The 17,563-nt window shown below is 41.2% G+C and carries 18 protein-coding genes, 1 pseudogene and 2 riboswitches; of the genes and pseudogenes, 8 read left to right on the top strand and 11 right to left on the bottom strand.

Going from position 1 to position 17,563, the window contains the following annotated elements; translation table 11 throughout:
- Positions 1–215 precede the first annotated feature (215 nt).
- The gene (locus IEV27_RS04860) at positions 216–590 is read right to left on the bottom strand and encodes a PH domain-containing protein (protein ID WP_188376317.1); all 375 of its coding nucleotides are present in this window, start codon (positions 588–590) and stop codon (positions 216–218) included.
- Between the two features lie 406 nt (positions 591–996).
- A riboswitch (SAM riboswitch) is annotated at positions 997–1,107 on the top strand.
- A gap of 73 nt (positions 1,108–1,180) precedes the next feature.
- Here IEV27_RS04860 and IEV27_RS04865 point away from each other — a divergent pair.
- The 3 genes from IEV27_RS04865 to IEV27_RS04875 all read left to right on the top strand — a co-directional run bounded on the left by IEV27_RS04865 (position 1,181) and on the right by IEV27_RS04875 (position 4,182).
- Entirely contained in the window at positions 1,181–2,305 is a 1,125-nt protein-coding gene (locus IEV27_RS04865) for a methionine biosynthesis PLP-dependent protein (protein WP_229734831.1), read from the top strand.
- Positions 2,298–3,479: a cystathionine beta-lyase gene (metC, locus tag IEV27_RS04870; protein WP_188376319.1), complete on the top strand. Its 1,182-nt coding sequence runs from the start codon at positions 2,298–2,300 to the stop codon at positions 3,477–3,479. Before IEV27_RS04865 ends, metC begins: the two co-directional genes overlap by 8 nt.
- Before the next feature lie 337 nt (positions 3,480–3,816).
- Positions 3,817–4,182, top strand: coding sequence for a hypothetical protein (locus IEV27_RS04875; RefSeq protein ID WP_188376320.1), 366 nt, complete (start codon positions 3,817–3,819; stop codon positions 4,180–4,182).
- A 107-nt stretch (positions 4,183–4,289) separates the two neighbouring features.
- Here the strand turns inward: IEV27_RS04875 and IEV27_RS04880 are convergent, their stop codons facing one another.
- Positions 4,290–5,588 carry a Na+/H+ antiporter NhaC family protein gene (locus tag IEV27_RS04880; protein WP_188376321.1) on the bottom strand — a complete coding sequence of 433 codons (1,299 nt, stop codon included), beginning with the start codon at positions 5,586–5,588 and terminating at the stop codon, positions 4,290–4,292.
- Positions 5,589–5,661: 73 nt separating this feature from the next.
- Positions 5,662–5,767: riboswitch (SAM riboswitch) on the bottom strand.
- 222 nt (positions 5,768–5,989) lie between these two features.
- On the opposite strand from IEV27_RS04880, the gene IEV27_RS04885 reads away from it, so the two are divergent.
- Complete coding sequence (locus IEV27_RS04885; RefSeq protein WP_188376322.1) at positions 5,990–6,637, top strand: YczE/YyaS/YitT family protein; 648 nt, start codon at positions 5,990–5,992, stop codon at positions 6,635–6,637.
- Positions 6,638–6,721: 84 nt separating this feature from the next.
- Here IEV27_RS04885 and IEV27_RS04890 read toward each other — a convergent pair whose 3' ends face one another.
- The 3 genes from IEV27_RS04890 to IEV27_RS04900 all read right to left on the bottom strand — a co-directional run bounded on the left by IEV27_RS04890 (position 6,722) and on the right by IEV27_RS04900 (position 8,368).
- Positions 6,722–7,231 carry a hypothetical protein gene (locus IEV27_RS04890; protein WP_188376323.1) on the bottom strand — a complete coding sequence of 170 codons (510 nt, stop codon included), beginning with the start codon at positions 7,229–7,231 and terminating at the stop codon, positions 6,722–6,724.
- A gap of 69 nt (positions 7,232–7,300) precedes the next feature.
- The gene (locus IEV27_RS04895; protein ID WP_188376324.1) at positions 7,301–7,963 is read right to left on the bottom strand and encodes an HAD family hydrolase; all 663 of its coding nucleotides are present in this window, start codon (positions 7,961–7,963) and stop codon (positions 7,301–7,303) included.
- Positions 7,964–8,212: 249 nt separating this feature from the next.
- On the bottom strand, positions 8,213–8,368 hold the full coding sequence (locus tag IEV27_RS04900; protein WP_188376325.1) for a DUF1540 domain-containing protein: 156 nt from the start codon (positions 8,366–8,368) through the stop codon (positions 8,213–8,215).
- A gap of 198 nt (positions 8,369–8,566) precedes the next feature.
- Here IEV27_RS04900 and IEV27_RS04905 point away from each other — a divergent pair, with 198 nt between their 5' ends.
- Positions 8,567–10,126, top strand: a complete 1,560-nt coding sequence (locus IEV27_RS04905; protein ID WP_188376326.1) for an ABC-F family ATP-binding cassette domain-containing protein — start codon at positions 8,567–8,569, stop codon at positions 10,124–10,126.
- A gap of 134 nt (positions 10,127–10,260) precedes the next feature.
- Here IEV27_RS04905 and IEV27_RS04910 read toward each other — a convergent pair.
- The 3 genes and pseudogenes from IEV27_RS04910 to IEV27_RS04920 all read right to left on the bottom strand — a co-directional run.
- Positions 10,261–10,467: pseudogene (locus tag IEV27_RS04910) on the bottom strand (IS5/IS1182 family transposase); the annotation flags it as partial.
- 581 nt (positions 10,468–11,048) lie between these two features.
- A complete protein-coding gene (locus IEV27_RS04915; protein WP_188376327.1) occupies positions 11,049–11,663 on the bottom strand; it encodes a TetR/AcrR family transcriptional regulator in 615 nt (204 codons plus the stop codon).
- On the bottom strand, positions 11,617–12,882 hold the full coding sequence (locus IEV27_RS04920) for an MFS transporter (protein ID WP_229734833.1): 1,266 nt from the start codon (positions 12,880–12,882) through the stop codon (positions 11,617–11,619). Before IEV27_RS04920 ends, IEV27_RS04915 begins: the two co-directional genes overlap by 47 nt.
- Before the next feature lie 243 nt (positions 12,883–13,125).
- Between IEV27_RS04920 and IEV27_RS04925 the strand changes: the two genes are divergently transcribed.
- Both IEV27_RS04925 and IEV27_RS04930 read left to right on the top strand, forming a co-directional pair.
- On the top strand, positions 13,126–14,250 hold the full coding sequence (locus IEV27_RS04925; RefSeq protein WP_229734835.1) for a DUF2515 family protein: 1,125 nt from the start codon (positions 13,126–13,128) through the stop codon (positions 14,248–14,250).
- A 25-nt stretch (positions 14,251–14,275) separates the two neighbouring features.
- Positions 14,276–15,208, top strand: coding sequence for a nucleoside hydrolase (locus tag IEV27_RS04930; protein ID WP_188376329.1), 933 nt, complete (start codon positions 14,276–14,278; stop codon positions 15,206–15,208).
- A gap of 273 nt (positions 15,209–15,481) precedes the next feature.
- Here IEV27_RS04930 and IEV27_RS04935 read toward each other — a convergent pair whose 3' ends face one another.
- Complete coding sequence (locus tag IEV27_RS04935) at positions 15,482–15,706, bottom strand: anti-sigma-F factor Fin (RefSeq protein ID WP_188376330.1); 225 nt, start codon at positions 15,704–15,706, stop codon at positions 15,482–15,484.
- A gap of 217 nt (positions 15,707–15,923) precedes the next feature.
- On the opposite strand from IEV27_RS04935, the gene IEV27_RS04940 reads away from it, so the two are divergent.
- Positions 15,924–16,418: a L,D-transpeptidase family protein gene (locus IEV27_RS04940; RefSeq protein WP_188376331.1), complete on the top strand. Its 495-nt coding sequence runs from the start codon at positions 15,924–15,926 to the stop codon at positions 16,416–16,418.
- Between the two features lie 135 nt (positions 16,419–16,553).
- Here IEV27_RS04940 and IEV27_RS04945 read toward each other — a convergent pair whose 3' ends face one another.
- The gene (locus IEV27_RS04945) at positions 16,554–17,279 is read right to left on the bottom strand and encodes a class I SAM-dependent methyltransferase (RefSeq protein ID WP_188376332.1); all 726 of its coding nucleotides are present in this window, start codon (positions 17,277–17,279) and stop codon (positions 16,554–16,556) included.
- A gap of 14 nt (positions 17,280–17,293) precedes the next feature.
- Positions 17,294–17,548, bottom strand: a complete 255-nt coding sequence (locus IEV27_RS04950) for a hypothetical protein (protein ID WP_188376333.1) — start codon at positions 17,546–17,548, stop codon at positions 17,294–17,296.
- Positions 17,549–17,563: the final 15 nt, after the last annotated feature.

A 17,563-nucleotide genomic window follows, 5' to 3' on the forward strand; every position in this document is an offset into this window, starting at 1 on the left:
TTTTGTAGAAATCAGTTCGGATGATTTATGTTAAAGAGAATTCACGCCTCTCCGTCAAAATGCTTCGCTTTTGACTACGGTAATGATCTGGCTTTATACAATTGTTCGTTTTTTGACATCACTGTTTTATTAATGTCCCGGTCTCTTTTAAAAAGAGAAAAAACGTACTCTCTTACAGTGATTGAACGGCCACACTCTATTTACCCAGCTCATTACTACAGCACATATTGAGCCAGCGTACGCTGCACGTCTTCAATTGGGCTGTCTTTTTTAAACAGTTTTTCGATCGGAGTGGACTGACCGGATAGCCAAATTTTTAATTCAGAATCAAGGTCGAAGCTTCCCGCCGTCTCTGTACTGAAGTGTGTAATGCTTTTATAAGGAATGCTGTGATACTCAACTTTCTTACCTGTCACCCCCTGTTTATCCACTAATATTAATCTTTTATTTGTGAAAATAAATGAGTCCCTTATAACCTTATATCCACTTTCTACTTTTTCTTCGTTTATTAAAATGCCCTTTAACTCTTTACTCAACTTTTCATGATCTACTTCACTTGCATTGCCCATAAGCCCGTCTAAAAATCCCACAATATTCCCTCCTTAGAATCCGAGTTTCTTCCTATTATATATAACTCATTTATATTTACAATTAGAACGTTCCATTTTGGACATTTTGGGCTCGGTGTGATCCGCTATGAACAATTCTGCATAGTTCACTAACAGCTTATGCAAGAAGTAGCAAACGATTATGTACCTCCTACTCTTGTTTATAAAATACAACTACCGTTTCATCACTACCCTGCAACATTTATCAACTTTCCACTAAGGAACCAATATTTTAATCATAAGTTTCTTAGCCAGTGACATATCCTTTTGTATAGGTGGTATGATTAATCACTTTCTATAAAAAATTCGCAAAATTCTATTTATACCCTTGTCAAATCTTTCCCTGTAGTGTACATTAGGGTGAAAGAATTAAATAACAAACATTGATTTCTTATCAAGAGAGGCAGAGGGACTGGCCCGTCGAAGCCTCAGCAACCACTGGTATGACCAGTAAGGTGCTAACTCCAGCAAGTTGATTGTTCAACTTGGAAGATAAGAAGAAGAATTTAAACAACAAAGTCTTCTTCTTATAAGAAGGCTTTTTTTATTTTTCAACGAAACGGGGAATGATCATGTGTTGTAGAAAAGCAGAAACAAAACTAGTTCATACAGGAAAAAATAACGGAGATGCGTCAGGAGCAATTAATGCACCTGTTCACTTTTCCACCGCCTATGAACACCCAGGGCTTGGCGAGTCCACCGGCTTTGACTATACAAGAACAGGCAATCCAACACGTACTCTTCTAGAACAATCCGTAGCAGATTTAGAAAAAGGTAATGCAGCCTTTGCATTTAGTTCAGGAATGGCCGCGATTCAAGGAGCCTTATCCATCTTTAAAACAGGGGATGAAATTGTCGTTTCAGAGGACGTTTACGGGGGGAGTTACCGATTTTTCGACTATCTTTCCAATCAATATGGCATTAAATTTACCTATTGTGACAGTCAACGACTCTCACAAATTGAAAACTACATAACGGAGCAAACGAAGGCGCTTTACATTGAATCGCCTACGAACCCACTCATGCACACAGCTGATATACCGGCGATTTCAACCATTGCTAAAAAACATGATGTTTTGCTGCTCGTCGATAACACGCTTTATACTCCACTACTTCAACAGCCAATTACTGAAGGAGCCGACATTGTCATCCACAGTGCCACGAAATATTTAGGCGGCCATAATGATGTCCTGGCCGGTCTACTCGTTGCAAAAAATGAAGAGCTCAGTGAAAAACTAGGCTATTTTCAAAATACGGCAGGAGCCGTACTCTCACCATTTGATTCATGGCTGCTCATGAGAGGGATGAAGACCTTATCCATACGAATGGAAAAGCACGAGAAGAATGCGGCTTCCCTCGTAGAATTTTTAAAAGAGCATGAAGATGTGACAGATGTCTTTTACCCGGGACGTGGCGGTATGCTTTCGTTCAGATTGAAATCTGAGTATTGCATCGATCCATTTTTACGAAAGTTAGAAATCATTACTTTCGCTGAAAGCCTTGGAGGCGTAGAGAGCTTTATCACTTATCCCACCACACAAACACACGCTGATATACCAGAAGAGACACGTCAGCGCTACGGCGTATGTAATCGATTGTTACGTTTTTCAGTAGGAATTGAACACGTCGATGATTTAAAAACGGATTTAGAACAAGCACTGGCCAGCTTAAAAAAGGAGGAAATTTATCATGACTAATCATCATACGTTTCAAACTCGACTACTTCACAATGATCACAAATTTGACCGAGAAACTGGAGCGGTAAGTGTCCCGATTCAGCAAGCTTCCACATTCCATCAGGCTGATTTTGATAACCCAGGTATCTATGACTATAGTCGTTCCGGAAATCCTACAAGAGAAGCATTAGAAGACACCATTGCAAACCTGGAAGGCGGTACGCGTGGATACGCATTTGCCTCAGGAATGGCGGCAATTTCAACCTCTTTCATGCTTCTATCGAAAGGCGATCACGTCGTTATTTCTGAAGACGTGTATGGCGGTACATTTCGTATGATCCACGATGTATTAGGCCGCTTTGGCATTGAGCATACGTTTGTGAATATGACTGACCTTCATGAGGTAGCAACAGCCATTCAACCGAATACAAAGGTATTGTATATCGAAACTCCTTCAAATCCTTTATTAAACATTACGGATATTCAAGCCGTTAGCAAACTTGCGAAAGCAAACAATTGCCTTACTTTTGTTGATAACACGTTCATGACTCCAGCTTTACAGCAGCCGCTTGAGTTAGGCGCCGATCTCGTACTGCACAGTGCGACGAAGTTTATCGCAGGCCACAGTGATGTGGTAGCTGGTCTAGCGGCAACCAACCACCCAGAAATTGAAGAACAGCTTGGCTTTTTACAAAATTCCTTTGGTTCCATCCTGGGAGCTCATGATTGCTGGCTTGTGTTACGAGGATTAAAAACATTAGACTGCCGCTTAAAACAGTCATCTGAATCTGCTGAAACAATTGCCACGTACCTAGCTGGACACCCACTTGTAGAGGAAGTTTACTATCCTGGATTCAATTCGCACCCTGGCTCGTCCACTCATGCGTATCAGTCAAGCGGAGCCGGAGCCGTATTATCGTTTAGATTAAAAGACGAAGCAGCCGTCCGTTCATTCAGCCAGCACATCGAATTGCCTGTATTTGCTGTAAGCTTAGGAGCAGTAGAATCGATTCTCTCCTATCCAGCAAAAATGTCCCACGCAGCAATGCCTGAACATGAGCGGTTAAAGCGCGGCATTACTGGAGGTCTTTTACGTCTATCTGTCGGACTAGAAAATCCAGATGATTTAATTCGAGATTTTGAAAATGGATTGGAGTATGTTGGTGCTCAACAAAAAGTATCAAAAGCTCAATAATTAAAGACTTTTAGCTTGTAGAGAAACCTCAGGTTTTTCTACAAGTTTTTTTGACCCTAAAGATGTACCTCCCCTCCTGACTGGATTTAATTTTCCGCTTACACCAATTACCTCCCACAGGAGATCTCACCTATGCTAAAGTTAATTTGTAATTATTCACCAAACAATAGTGAGTGAGGTGACTTTTTGTTTAAAAAATCGTTCATTATTATCTCATTTGTTTTTATTTTAAATGGCTGTGACTCACCACAAATAGATTCCAATGAAGTCGTTCATTCTCCCACAAAAGAAATTGGCTTCACCAAGCTTATGATGCCAGAACATAGGCCCGATAACTTTGGATTTTCTGCAATTCGGATTGGGTCAAAAAAATGAAGTAAACTCGTTTGAGGATCGAGTAACCAAGGATTTAACAGCCGAAGGAACAGCCACAGCAGATATAGCCTTTTCAGTTAAGGAAAAGGATAAAATTTATGAAAAAATGAAAGAATTGATCCCTGTACCAGTGAACGAAACAGTCTGTACGCAAGAACCATACGAAAAGGATATATGGAAAATTATCATAGAGGGAGAAACGATCACGCATTCCGTTTCAGGGGCTTACTGTGAACCTACTCCTGATGCACTGCAACTAATTGAGCTGCGGAATTATGTATTTAGTATTGTTCGAAGTAAAGCAGAATTCAAAGAACTTCCTCAGTAAAAACCATCGTATGAGTAGGATAAACCTAAATAAAGCTGTCGAGAGTCTCGACAGCTTTAAAGCCATTGTGTGAGGTTTTTCCTCTTATTACTACCATACCTACTTATTTATCTCCCTTTTACCGTAAACCTCGGAAACCCAAAGGCAATGGCAAGAAGGCCTGCCAGCGCGATCAACATTGGATAAAAACAATAAGGGGCGATCTCAACCGGCGATATCCCAGCTACCCCTGCAACAGCTAGAAGCTGTGCGCCATAGGGAATAACACCTTGGACAGCACTTGCAAAAATATCGAGCAAGCTCGCGGAACGTCGAGAGTCGATGTCGAAGCGTTCAGCCATCTGCCTGGCTAAAGGTCCAGCGGTAATAATTGAGATCGTATTATTAGCGGTCGAAAAGTTCACCATACTGACGAGGCCTGCAATTCCAAGTTCTCCTCCTTTATAAGAAGAGACTCTTCGGCTGATCACTTGAATTAAGAAGGCAATTCCTCCGTTTCTTCGAATTAATTCAACGAGACCGCCTAATAAGATAGCCAGCATCGCCAGCTCTTGCATGTTTGCAAATCCATCACCTATGAGTGTAACGTACTCCGCCAAGGCAATGTCACCTAACGATAATCCCACAATTCCAGCGAAGATGATGCCGCCAATGAGCACAAATATGACATTAATTCCTGCCACAGCAAAGACGAGTACCCCAAGGTATGGGAGAACTTTTATCAGCTGAAAACTCGTATCCTCATTCATGACCGAGGCAGCATTTGCTGTTAATATGCTGAAAATAACGGCCGTTACAATGGCAGCAGGCAAAACGATAAAAAAGTTTGCCTTAAACTTATCTTTCATTTGCGTGCCCTGGGTACGAACGGCAGCTATTGTGGTATCTGAAATAATGGATAAATTATCTCCAAACATAGAGCCGCTCACGATGGCACCCATCGTTAATGCAAGTCCAATATCTGTTTGATCAGCTACACCGAGTCCAATGGGAGCCAGCGCTGCTATTGTCCCTGTTGATGTACCCATTGAGATGGAGATGAAGCAGCAAATGATAAATAAGCCGACTAGCAGTAAATTCTCAGGAAGAATACTTAAGCCTAAATTAACCGTTGAATCTACGGCACCTACCCCTTCAGCAACTGAGGCAAAGGCTCCAGCAAGCAGGAAGATAACAACCATCAAAATAATATTCGGATGGCCTCCTCCTTCTGTCAACTGCGTCAGTTTTGTTTGAAAATCCGTTTTCTTATTCATCGTTAAGGCGACTAGAATGGCGGCAAAGACCGCGACAAGTACCGGCATTTGATAAAAATCCCCTGTAATAATTCCAGAGCCAATAAATAATATAATAAACACGCCAAATGGAATAAGAGCGAGCGGATTGGCTTTAATATCTTGCTCCATATAATTTCCTCCTTGTCTTTCGCTGATACATAAAAAAAGAGCCCTCACTAGGAGAAGGCTCTTTTTTATACCCTTCTCATCTACCAAGTTAAAACTTGCTGGAGTTAGCACCTTACTGAATTTTTCAGTGGTTGCTGAAGCATCTTTGGACCAGGTTCCTCCGCTTCTCTTGATAAGAAAATCAACGATATTCATTTAAAATCTAGACCTACTTTACAAGAAAGCAAGGAGTGTGACAAGGGATAAATGCGTAAATGAACATAGTACTACTATTCACACTTTTCAGCCAATACATCAGTTGATTTTTTCAATAAATCGAACCTATAGATATTGGAAAATAAGGGATCTGCCTTTATGATAGAAGAAGTGTAGTTCGAGGACTTTTGAAAGGAGGGCTTTCAATGAGTATTCGTACAAAACAACGAATCTTATTTTATACCATGGGCATAATCATTATGACGTTCGGCATCGCGTTAACCATTCATTCGCACCTTGGCACTTCACCATTCGATGCCCTTCTAGTCGGATTATTTCGTACGTTCGGCCTTACAATTGGCAGCTGGGAAGTGGTTGTAGCCTTTACATTAATTATTTTTAATGCAGTCGCGGAAAAGAAAAAGCCTGAATACTTTGCCATCATCACAGCACTCGTTACTGGTTTTTTCATTGATGTATGGGTGTTTTCTACAGAAGGATGGATTTCACCAGAATCTCCAGTCATGCAGTTGATCTGCCTATTGTTTGGTCTCTTTTTTGCAGGGTTAGGGATTGCTATAAACTTGCAAGCCGATTTCGCACCTAATCCATTTGATCGAACGATGCTTGTTGTAAGAAAGCTGACAGGCTTAAACGTTTCGCTATCGAGAGCATTAGTGAGCGTTGTTCTTGCTGCCATAGCCTTTCTCTTTAGTGGACCAATAGGAGTAGGGACTGTCATTATCACTCTCTTTAGCGGCGTGATCATCCACTTTTTTATGCCTTATGTCGCTAAAGTGGATGCGTCTATGACTGAAGGATCAATTAAAAAACGAAAAGCGCACATTTCTTAACAACCAGCACTGGGTACCAGGTACCGAAAACTTCGCTCTTTTACAGCTTTTCGGTACCTGGTACCCTTATGCAAGATCGTTTTTTTATTTCCCTTCTGCCTTCGAGCTCCAAAATACATGTACAATGCTGGCCAATAGAGCTGCGTCTAAGTCTTTTAGTTCCTGCAGAGATTCAATGTGTATTTTATGTTGAAAAAAACCTTTAATCGCAGTGGATCCTTTTTTATTAATCCGACCAGTTTTCTTCCAAGTAGCCTCAACCTTAATGGGTTCGTGATCTAAGAGAACGGCTATAATTCGGTGCTTCTTAGAAGATCCATTTGGTGTTTCAATCCTTCCGATCGGTTTTCCCATTTGAAAAATAGTCCACTCAAGTCCTCGTAAACGATCTTTTGACACTTGTTGGATGGTATATTCTTGATTCGTTTCTTCACTTTGAACTTCCAGATTCACTTCTTCATGCTCGCTACACGCCGTTTGCCCTTCCCAATCATGAAAATACCGACTCATGTAACCAATTATATATTTCCCTTTTTGAATGGCCATCTCCCTCGTGGAAGATCCACTTTTCGGAGGTATGTATGTAATCAACACGTCGTATAACCTCTTTTCTTTAACGGTATATAAGAGTTCGAACTAGAAGTCTCGTTCACTTACCTTAGACTAAAACGTTCGCTCCATCATTAAAGGAAGCTCCTCTATCCCCTCTATGGAATGCTCAACCTGTACGTTCCCCCAGTAGTCATCCCTCTTCCATATCCCATGCATCCCTGCTCGGATAGCTGCATAGACATCTTTTTCAGGGTGATCACCGATAAACACACTATCTTCCGGTCTTGCATGTAACTTATTTAATGCCCGGTGAAAGATTCGTCCATCCGGCTTTTTCAGCCCTTCTTTTTCTGAGATAAGAATGACATCAAAATAATGTTCAATTCCTAAAGCCTTCAAGTTTTCTAGTTGAAAAGGGTTTCTTCCATTCGTAATGATGCCAAGCTGTAATCCTTTTTCTTTAAGATCCTTCAACACCTCATCTACGTGTGGAAAAGCAATGCAGGACTCGTGAAAATAATTGAAATAGTCGTTGACAAGCTCTTCCGCCTTTACTCCCTGAACGTGAAACTCTTCTATTAGTTTAGGATAAACGACTTGCTTAGGGACATATCCTTTTTTATCTAATTCAATCAATCTGTTCATAAAATGTTTCTCAGCAATATTTCGATGAAGCTGTTCATATCTATGGTACTGGGATTTTGCGAACTTCTTCAAGGATTGATCCCTGTCTAATAATGTCCCGTCTAAATCAAAAAGCACGGCTTTAATCACAAAACCCCTCCTTGTTTTGATTACTTCTACGTTGAATGAACGATCCCTTTTAAAATCATGTAAAAACAAGTAGAAATTTTTTCCATATCCATACCACTGTATGTTTTTTACGATATTTAGAGTGTTGTTCTTTCTCAAATTCTTTATTTCTTATCTCCTCATCCACCTCCTCATATAAATGGTGGAAGCTTTGGATAATTTCATAACGAATCAATGCAGGGCAGCCGACAATCGACTACCCTAAAAAACCTATATTTCTGGATCAAATGTTTTACAATCAGTTTCCTCTTTTTTCGTCGCTTGATCACCGGCATGACTGACTACATAAATTGCGTCAGCCGTACATTTGTTGCCTTTACTCCAATACTTACAGTTATTTACTTCACACAAGACGTCTTTAGCCATCGGTGTCTCCCACCTCCCTCGCTGTTATTTTTTGCAGCGAGAAGTGGATTGATACGGAGAGGAATTTGGTAATTCACGGACGGTACAACACCTATCTATATTCACTAATCCTTATTTTATCAACAAAAAGCTTTATTGTCTCAGCCTTCCCCTTTATAATGAGGGAAGCAGAATTTTACGAAGGAATAGGTGTATAACATGAGTTTACTCACAGTGAATAAGTTAAGCCACGGGTTCGGTGACCGTGCAATTTTTGATGACGTATCTTTCCGTTTGCTTCAAGGGGAGCACATTGGCTTAATTGGAGCCAATGGCGAAGGTAAATCCACGTTTATGAATATTATAACCGGTCAATTAGAGCCGGATGCAGGAACTATTTCGTGGGCGAAACACTCAAGAATTGGGTATTTAGACCAACACGCTGATTTAAAACAAGGCATGACGATGCGCGATGTACTGCGCACAGCTTTTCAATATTTATTTGATATGGAACAAGAGATGAATGATCTTTTTGCAAAAATGGGAGAAGCTAGTCCTGAAGAATTGGAAGAACTGCTTGAAGAAACTGGACGCCTTCAAGATGCTCTAACGAACAACGACTTTTATACAATCGATGCCAAAGTCGAAGAAGTAGCCAATGGACTCGGCCTAGATGAAATCGGGCTCGACCGTGATGTACACGACTTAAGCGGCGGTCAGCGAACGAAAGTTTTATTAGCGAAGCTTCTTCTAGAGAAGCCTGACATCTTGCTGCTGGATGAGCCGACCAACTATTTAGATGTCGAGCATATCGAATGGCTGCGTAACTATTTAATTGCGTATGAACATGCATTTATTCTTGTTTCTCACGATATTCCGTTTTTAAACAGTGTCGTCAATTTAATTTATCATATGGAAAATCAGGAGCTGACTCGTTACCCTGGAGATTATGATGAGTTCCTGCGTGTGTATGAAATGAAAAAGCAGCAGAAAGAAGCAGCATTTAAGAAACAGCAAAAAGAAATTGCGAACTTAAAGGATTTTGTAGCCCGTAATAAAGCGAACGCGGCGACAAGCCGAATGGCGATGTCCCGCCAGAAAAAGCTTGATAAGATGGACGTCATTGAACTTGATTCCGAAAAACCAAAGCCATCGTTCCGCTTTAAGCAGGCACGAACGCCTGGTAAATATTTATTTGAAACAGAGGATCTTGTTATTGGTTATGATGAACCTTTGTCAAAACCGTTGAATTTAGCAATGGAACGCGGGGAGAAAATTGCTTTATCTGGCGCCAACGGGATCGGGAAAACCACCTTACTAAAAAGTATCCTTGGTGAAATCCAGCCGGTGTCTGGCTCCGTAGAATTAGGAGATCACCTTTACATCGGCTATTTCGAACAGGAGCTAAAAGAAGAATCTGACCGCACATGTATCGAAGAAATTTGGGAAGAGTTTCGCCACTTTACCCAGCAGGAAGTACGTGGATCATTAGCAAAATGCGGTCTGACCAAGAAGCATATCGAAAGTAAAGTGCAAGTGCTGAGCGGCGGAGAAAAAGCAAAGGTTCGTCTCTGTAAGCTTATTAATAAAGAAACGAACTTACTTGTACTCGATGAACCAACCAATCATTTAGATGTTGATGCGAAAGCTGAACTGAAGCGTGCCCTTAAGGAATACAAGGGCAGCGTCCTCCTTATTTCGCATGAACCTGAATTCTATCAGGACATCGTTACAGATGTGTGGAACTGTGAAAGCTGGACAACTAAAGTATTTCAATAAATAAAAAAGACTGCCTCTTTTAAGGAGGCCACTGAAAAACTGAAGATTTATGAGAGGTAGACTACAAAAAAGCGGGGTATGGAATTTAATTTCCATACCCCGCTTTTCTTTTAATTCCAAGAGACTTGTACCCTCTATTCCTTAAGTAGTTTTAGGTTTCGTTTCACATTAGCTATGAAAATCGCCATTGCGCCTTGAGTTCGCATGCCTTCGAGACCAGAAGATGAGGAGTGCCTATGCTTTAATTCACTATTCTTTGCTTCAATCTTATACCGTTCTTTAGCTCTTTCCTTGAAGTTCTCACTGTTTTGAAAGGCGAGTTCATCCCTATGTTCTTCTGAATAGTTCTGTTCAGCTTCCACCGTGGTTTCTCAGGAAACTTTTTCATCATCGATTCATTAATGGAATAAATCATTTTACGGATGTTCTTGGAACGGGTACGCAATACTTCTTGAGGAGATGAGTGATTGTATAGAACTCTCATGTGTGTTGCATCAAGGATGAGAGACTTGGATTGAATCACGCCTTTCTCAAGAGCAACCTCCATTGTTATCGTAGATCCCCTCGTCCTGACACAAATTCAAGGATAATTGACGGTCTAACATCGAACCCTTCACTTTTATGTAGTCCTTCCATTGTACAAGAAAAAAGAGTGATTTCCTTTTATAAATCAAAGAAAATCACTCTTTTTAAATGGACCTCCGTTGATTCCACGATGAGCGTTCGGTGGTGACGCCTGCGGGAACAGCGCGAACCGAAGATCCACTTGGTCAAGTGAATTTCTTGACCAAGTTAGCTGAGGTCGTGCCCGCGGCAAGCATCCACCGACAAGCGATTCGTGAGAATCAACAACAAACTTCAACAACTCCCCTAGATAAAAAGGAGTTTTTTAGTGGCCTCTCTTATTAAGAGCAGTCCTTTTTTAGTCAATCTCAAGAGCCATTTTTAAAAATTCAACGAGCATTTCCGATTGCTCTTTCAACTTTAAATCCGACGCTGGTAATATCGCATGATCAAGGGCCAGACCATCAACATAAGCAATGAGCGAACGAGCTAACGTTTGACTGTCGTATCGATCACTGAATTCCCCACTTTTCTGTCCCTCTTCAAAGATATCTGCATAGAGTGCAATCCCGGTAGCATAGCGTTGCTGGCCAAATTTCCTCCGTCGCTCGTCATTCCGTCCTGTAATAAAAAACTCTAAATTACTAGGGGCAAGCGGATCCATTTGATCATCGGGTACCCGGTCTTCACCGAATAAGTACGTTAGCAATACGTCCCAGTACGATTCTCCATCTTTTAGTTTTAAGGCCGTATCATTCATTTCCTGGTTAAGATTTTCTTTTAATAAGGCTTCATATAAGTCTTCTTTGTTCGAAAAATACTGGTAAAGACCGCCCCTGCTTACCTTCGCTTCTTCCATCACATCTTTCATTGTCGTTTTTGTATATCCCTGCTTGCTAAATACCCGTTTGGCGGCTGCTAAAATATTAGCTCGTCGTTGCTCGAGGTGTTCCTGACTTACTTTCGGTGTCATGTACTCTTCCCCTTTCCACTTTATTTTTCGCTAAATATCCAGCGAACGAAATGACAACGAGAATCGTTGCAGTCACGATAAATGTTGGGACCGCTCCGAATTGCGTAGCGAGCCATCCCCCAAGTAACGGACCAATAATCGTAGCCATCGTCATCACGCTATTTATCACTCCAAACACTCTCCCTGTCATGTGAACAGGCGTTTCAACTTGAACGGTTGCCTGAAAAGGAACAAAAATATGACTCGCCGCAAATCCTCCAGTCAAGCCAAACAGAGGGCCCCATACGATAGAAAATTCAACGTCAAAATAAGTAAGAACCGCCATCATGCCAAAACTGATGCCCAATCCGCTCACACCAGCTAACATATTAGGAAACGCTTGATAATCAGTTCTTTTCGCCAGCCGCCAGCCAGCGAGAAACATTCCAAGACCTGACGCTGTGACGATATAGCCAAACAAATCAGGAGAGGCCGTGGACAGATCACGAATGAGTACGATAATTTGTGAATCGGCTAATTGTAAAATCATTAAACTGATGCCTAAAAAGGCTAAGCCCATCTTGATAAAGGAATTTAGTTTAATAAAAGAAAGTCCTGTAAGAAACTCCTGTTTAAAAGAAGTTCGATTGCTGTCTTCCTCTTGTACTTCATTCATAGCTTCCAAACCTTTTGGCAATAGGAAAATAAAAATCGCGGACAGAAGAAAGGAAGCTGAATCAATGAAAAAAACGATCTTCGCTCCAAATGCCGCTACTAATAAACCGCTGAGCAGTGGTCCCATAATCTTTGTACTTGAATCAATCATCGAAGTGATCGACATTGCGCTTTTCATTTGCTCTGGCGCTACTAACTCTTTCAGCTTACCATTCTTCGCTGGAACAAAGACAGCAGAAAACGCACCTATAGTAAACAAACATACATAGACGAGCCATAACGTTTCCGCAAAAGCCAACCCAAGAATTAACCCTGCCCTCACGAGATCCGATACCATCATCAGCATTTTCCGATTCAATCGATCGGCCACTGTACCTGCTACAGGTCCAAGCAAAGCCATAGGTAACGCCAGGCATAAAATAACGAGTGAGACTTGCATTGGTGTAGCTTCCCACTTTAAACCCACAAGAGTAATGATGGCTACGATGCTGAGCCAGTCCCCAAGGCTTGAAATGGTCTGGGCTGCCATTAACGTTAAATATCCACGATTTTTAGTTAACTTCAATTCCGTTCCGCCTCTCTTAACGACACCCATGTCGTTTTTATTATTATATCGACACAGATGTCGTTTTGCAACTGTTTTTTTCCTGTTATTTAAAAGTACAAGCCTACATGTATCGCCCCTGACTGCATAACAACAGATTTATATGTAAAAACTAATCATTCCATTATTTTTCCATAAAACATGATAAGGGAATTTCACCCATATACTATTTATAGAAATACAGTAAAAGGAGGGGAGTCTGCCTTGCTCAAACGAACGAGACAGCACATCAAACAATTAAAACAAAGCATTGCCAAGTCATTAACCGACCATAGCCATCCGCCACTTCCTCCAGATGAAAAAAGAATCATTGAAAATATTCGAAAAGCCACTGCGGCAAATAATCAAAATAACATTACGCGCACCCAGGCTTATTTCAACTTTTATCAAAACCACCCTGAAATTCATTGGGCACTGCTGGCTCACCTCGTCTCTCGTAATGCCGGATGGAATATGACCGATTTAAAAGGAGAGTACTTACCAAAACTATTAACGGAACAAGAGCAAGTCGACTTCTTCGCTTTCCTAGAGCGAGGAAACTGGCTCATCTTTCAGGATGCTTATCCTCAGCTGCTGTTATATGAAGAAAGCAAGAAGCAGAAGCGTCCCCTCTTCCATTTGCTCGATCCGCTTAACATTTCAAATTTTATGAAGCCTTTCTGGGAAAATATGTGGTCAAATGAACGAAATGAGGAGTTGACGATTGCTTTAATTATTAATGAGCAGCAGTATATTGAAGAACGAGTGATTCATAATTCACTCTATAAAGATACGGTTCTTGATACGATTATGTTTAAGCTTCAGGACGTTTTCGACTTTAATCACATCCTTTTTCCTTACACCACACCTCTACAACAGAAAACAAAGCTGGTCGGTGGAACGGTTCACCATTTTTCATCGGTGGAGGATCGAATTACGTTAGGGAAAGGATTATACGATTTACTTTTCTCAGTGCAAAGCCGGCTGACTCAGACCGTCAATTGGGCTGAGGCTCATCCCCATACAGGTTCACGCAAAGATTACTGGCCCGACCTTTTTAATGATGTTAAAGAGACAGCTCCAGGCCAAGTCCATGAGTTAAAAAGCAGTCCGTGCTCTCTTCAAGTAAAAACTGCTCGAATCTATAGTCCTTCCCTCCCTTCCGTTTGGAAAGATTGGAAACACGACAAGGCTGAGCCCGGGGATTGGTGTCACAATAAAAAAATGCTTCATTTTATTAAACATCCGATTAAACAGCTAAGCGGGGATATTGAGAAAACGTACTGCGAGACAATTGAAGAGCTGGAAATGGCTGCTTTTACGAAAAATACATTTTTCCATAAAAAATAATCAACAGCTAGAGGGAGGCTTTTTCGTGAAAAAAGTCTTAATTATTGCTGATCCCGGGGTAGATGATTCGTTTGCTATTATGTACGCCCTTCTTCATCCTGAAATTGAAGTTGTGGGAATCGTCTGCGATTACGGAAATGTTAGTCAAAAAGATGCCATACGTAACACAAAGCTTTTACTGAAGATTGCTGATCAAGAGGATATCCCCATTATTCTCGGGGCCGACAGACCGTTAACCGGGGAGGCGCCTCAATATTTTTACGATATACACGGTGATTATGGTCTCGGTGGGTTCGTTCCTGACTCCCCCGCTTCGATAAAAGTGTATCCTTTTACAAAAATGTATGAATTAATTGATGAACACGGAAAAGATCTTACCGTTGTCAATCTCTCGCGCCTTAGTACCCTTGCTCTTATGTATTTCCATCCTGAAAGTAACATTGATCAAGTAGATCAAGTGCTCATTATGGGTGGAGCTTTTCACGTGCCAGGCAATGTTACCCCCTTAGCCGAAGCCAACATTTACGGCGATCCTCAAGCTGCCAAAGTGGTAGCGAAGCACGGACAAAATATAACCTTTATCCCTCTAAATGTTAGTAACCGAGCCATCATTACCAATGACGACATCTCTCACCTAACCCAGAACTCCATCTCTCCTTATTCTTCCATCTTAGAACCCATCATGAGCTATTACAGTAAGCAGTATGAAAATCTGATTCCCGGCATAAATGGCGCCCCGCTTCATGATGTGACACTTTTTTCATATTTGTTAAATCAAGATCGTTATCTTACAGTAGACCGGCAAGTACAAGTCATCGTCGACGGTCCTTCTAAAGGATTGACGCATGCAGATTTTCGTCCCGTCCCTAAAGTAATAGGTAAGGCCCCCATTCATACGATTGTCGTTGATTTTGATCCCTCTTTTTTTGTAAAAGATTTCATCGAAATCATGAGCTGAAAATGATGGGAGAACAAAGCACACCTTTTCTGTATAAGATAACAGTATAGAATGTTATAGGAAATGTTCAGAAAGAATTATGGGGAGTCATGGATTGGTACAACTGGCGCGCTAGGCTCGAACAGATATTTCCATCAGATGGCTTCAAGCGATCCCAAACAAGTCCTAGGATGACTGAAGACCTGCTTCATTACTCTTATAACGTGCAACAACTACTCGTATGTTTATATAAAATATAACGCCCTTACGTTGAAGTCGTAAGGACGTTTCTTTCTAACTAAAAATGTTCGGATCATAACGAACGGAAGATTGTTCAGCTTCTTTGCAATTGTCACAGATCGTCCGAATCGCCAATCCGTGTTCCCCTTCCATTTGAACCGTTTGCTCTTGATCCGAATCATTTAAAACGTCAGACCCCAGCTGAGAGACATCCGTTTGCTTCGCATCTAGTTCGCCAACTTGACGATTACATTGACGGCAGTAATATTTAATTTTCATATCGTTCCTCCTCGAGAGGTGTTGGTGCTAGTTTGTTCGAGATGAAATCCAGTTATACACATTGGGCGAAAAGTTCATTTGATTGATCAGCAAAAAACTGGAATGATAAGCGTTTTATTCTGTATATCCACGGTTTTTAAATTTTATCAGCGGTTTCGCTCTATTGATCGGCGAAAACCAAAATCTATCACGATTTCACATTTGGAGGTACATGAAAATGATTCACACAATTAAATCCGGAGAAACCTTATCCCAAATATCAATAGACTATCGCACTCCTCTCCCCTCGCTTATCCAAGCAAACCCTACAATTGATCCAGACATGATTTTTCCCGGTCAAACGATCACGATCCCTGGGATTCCAGAACCTGATACACTTCCTTACAAGATCGATATTTCTATCAATAACCGTCAGCTTAAGCTGCTGAAAGACGGAGCAGTCATGAAACAGTATCCGATTGCGGTTGGCCGTATCCTGCACGGTACACCTGTTGGTGATTTTGTCATCATTAACAAAGCACCAAACCCGGGTGGACCTTTTGGCACGATGTGGATGAGTTTGTCGAAGCAGTACTACGGGATTCATGGGACAAATGATCCCAGCTCGATTGGAAAAGCTGTATCACGGGGTTGCGTACGTATGTATAATCAAGATGTTGAAGAGTTAGCACGGACGATTCCAATTGGTACACGAGTTTCCATCCATCCTTAGTCGGTTTGATGATTGGTAATATTGAAGTCAAATATCCATCTTCAATAAACGGGGGCGTTAGTTTAATAAAGTCAATATCATAAAATAGAACTTCCATAATAATGGAAGTTCTATTTTTACTGCCTACTATTAACATTAAACTTTAACAGAGCCTGATTTAGCTCTAGCTTTCACGATAAGAAAGTGGGGATTCTTCATTAATTTTTGATAGGCACTTTCTTTTACCTCCTTCATTTTTGGAACAGGCTGAGGCTCAATCATTTGTTCCACGATGAAATGAGTACTTGTCCTATTGATGATCTCCTGCATCGATCTTCGATAAAAGCTCACCTCAATTGTAATCGAAGGCTTTTCCCACGTTTCCTTTAACAGCTTCTTGTTAAAATAACTGTCACAAGAATGACTCGTAAAATCCATAAAAGGATGATGAGTAGAAAACAAAAACATGCCGTCCTTTTTCAATACTCGCGCGAACTCTTTAAATGTGAACGTCCAGTCCTCTATGTAATGGAGGGTAAGTGAGCTTACAATGGCATCGAACGAATCGTCTTCAAAGGGCAAGGGTTCTGTAAGATCACAACAAAGGAAAGCTGCCTTCTCACCTAAGCGGTCCCTGGCGGCTTTTACCATCTTCGGACTGAGGTCGATGCCCGTCACTTCTGCCCCCCGCTTAAGGATCTGCTCTGTATACCATCCTGCGGAACAGCCGGCATCTAACACTTTAAAACCAGACAAATTCGCAGGCAGCTCATTCATCATAGCCGGCCTCTCATAATAAGCATTATATGGACTGGCTTCATCAGTATCATGCTGATAGGTGTAGGCTAATTGATCATACGTATGTTTTGGGTTATGGTCCATAATGGTCTCCTTCCTTAGTACGTGGCAAGTATTTTGTATAATAAGCGGCTATGAATAACAGCAGAAAAAAATGCCCAACTGATCAATCCAACAAAATCAAATAAATAAGCGAGTAATGAAAGAATAGGCATGGTCAAAAAAGCAGCCGGTGTCACGTAGCTTTTCGGTCCGCCTTTTACATTCATGCTTTTTCTTTTTTTATAAATATAAACAGTCGCTGCTGTGATGACCAGAATCGTTGCAGCCCCCATGAAGATCTCCATCGTCATATCTCATCTCCTCTT

It is taken from the genome of Halobacillus andaensis, from assembly GCF_014636475.1.
Classification (GTDB): Bacteria; Bacillota; Bacilli; order Bacillales; family Halobacillaceae; genus Halobacillus_A; species Halobacillus_A andaensis.